Raw genomic sequence first — 1,648 nt, 5'->3', positions numbered from 1 at the left:
GAATAAAGAATTGATTTTGAATAGATATCACTAATGTATTGATTTCTATAGGATCAAGAATGCCTGTTGATTTTTTCTGGCGTCCATATCCAGCCATATGGACAGCACCAGTAGGTGTAATTTTATATTTATGATAACCAATTTTCATAGTAAGTACCTCCAAATAAAGTATAGCATATTTTAATATAAAATGAAAGAATATTCAAAATATAAATATTTTTCTTGCATAACCATTCATAAAATGATATACTATTTATGTCAAATGAAACCGGTTAACAAAAATGACATATGATAAGGGAGGAAACTTATGGAAACAACAAATAAGGGGTTTATGGCTAAATTCCAAGAATTATTAGAAAAATATGTTGTACCAGTTGCAACAAAGATATCACAACAAAAACATTTAGCATCAGTTCGTGATGGATTAACTGTTTTGGTTCCCGTTACAATTATTGGAGGGTTTGCTATTCTTTTGGCTCAACCACCTGTTAATGCAACAATGCAACCAACAAACTTCTTTTTCTCATTTTTATGTATGTGGCGTGATTGGGCAGCAGCAAATGCTGGCACATTACTGACTCCATATTATTTAACTATTGGAGCAATTTCTATTTATGTCGTTTTAGGTGTTTCATATCAATTATGTAAAACATATAAAATGGATGCTATTTCAAATGTTATCTCTGCTTTGCTAGTTTTCTTATGTATTTCAGGGGTACCACAGGCATTTGCATCTGGAGAGACAAGTGTCACAGCAATTCCATTAACAAATTTAGGTGCTTCAGGAATGTTTACAGCTATTGTTATTGCATTAGCCGTTATTGAAATTAATCACTTATTTATTAAGAAAAATTTAGTTATTAAATTACCATCTTCAGTACCACCTAATGTGGCTGCACCATTTAATGTATTGATTCCAGGAATCTTTAATTTGATTTTCTTTATGGTTTTAAACATTTTGTGTACTTCAGCATTTGGAACTGGTATTCCTGGATTGATCTATGCAGCATTCCAACCATTAATTTCAGCAACAGGATCATTACCATCAATTTTATTAATCAATGTTTTAACGACAACATTTTGGTTCTTTGGTATTCATGGTGGGAATATGGTTGGTATTGTGACAACACCACTAACAACTTTAGGATTAACTTTAAATGCAGAAGCTTATGCTGCTGGTAAAGAATTACCTAGTATTTTTGCAGGAGCAGTTAATGGTGTTTATGGTGGATGGATATCATATTTTGCAGTTGTTATTGTTGTTATTGTTTTCTGCAAATCTTCACAAGCAAAGTCAATTGGTAAAATTGCATCTGTTCCAGCATTCTTTAATATTAATGAACCTTTAATCTTTGGATTACCAACAGTTTTAAATCCATTTACACTCATTACATTCTTAATTTGTAATAATTTAAATTTTGCAATTGTTTATTTTTTAATGGATAGTGGCTTTTTAGGAAAATTCTTTGTGACATTGCCTTTTACAGTACCAGGACCACTTCAAGCATGGTTGGCATCTATGGATCCTAAGTCTATACTTGTTTGGTTAGCGTTATTGATTTTAGATATTATTATTGCTTTACCGTTCATTAAAGCATATGATAAACAGTTATTAGCAAATGAGGAGGTAAAGAGTGCTGATTAACAG

Annotated in this window: 1 protein-coding gene; it reads left to right on the top strand. The window is 31.4% G+C overall.

What is annotated here, in order from left to right; genetic code table 11:
• Positions 1–307: 307 nt before the first annotated feature.
• Positions 308–1,645, top strand: a complete 1,338-nt coding sequence (locus ACLR9T_RS14560) for a PTS sugar transporter subunit IIC (RefSeq protein WP_412874658.1) — start codon at positions 308–310, stop codon at positions 1,643–1,645.
• Positions 1,646–1,648 lie beyond the last annotated feature (3 nt).

The organism is Thomasclavelia sp., from assembly GCF_047249845.1.
Lineage (GTDB): Bacteria > Bacillota_I > Bacilli_A > Erysipelotrichales > Coprobacillaceae > Thomasclavelia.
Note: the sequence above shows the minus strand (reverse complement) of the source record. Positions and strands in the feature narration are given on the sequence as shown.

Coding starts and splice junctions, on each gene's coding strand:
- ACLR9T_RS14560 (WP_412874658.1), top strand. CDS start 308: ATGGAAACAACAAATAAGGGGTTTATGGCTAAATTCCAAGAATTATTA.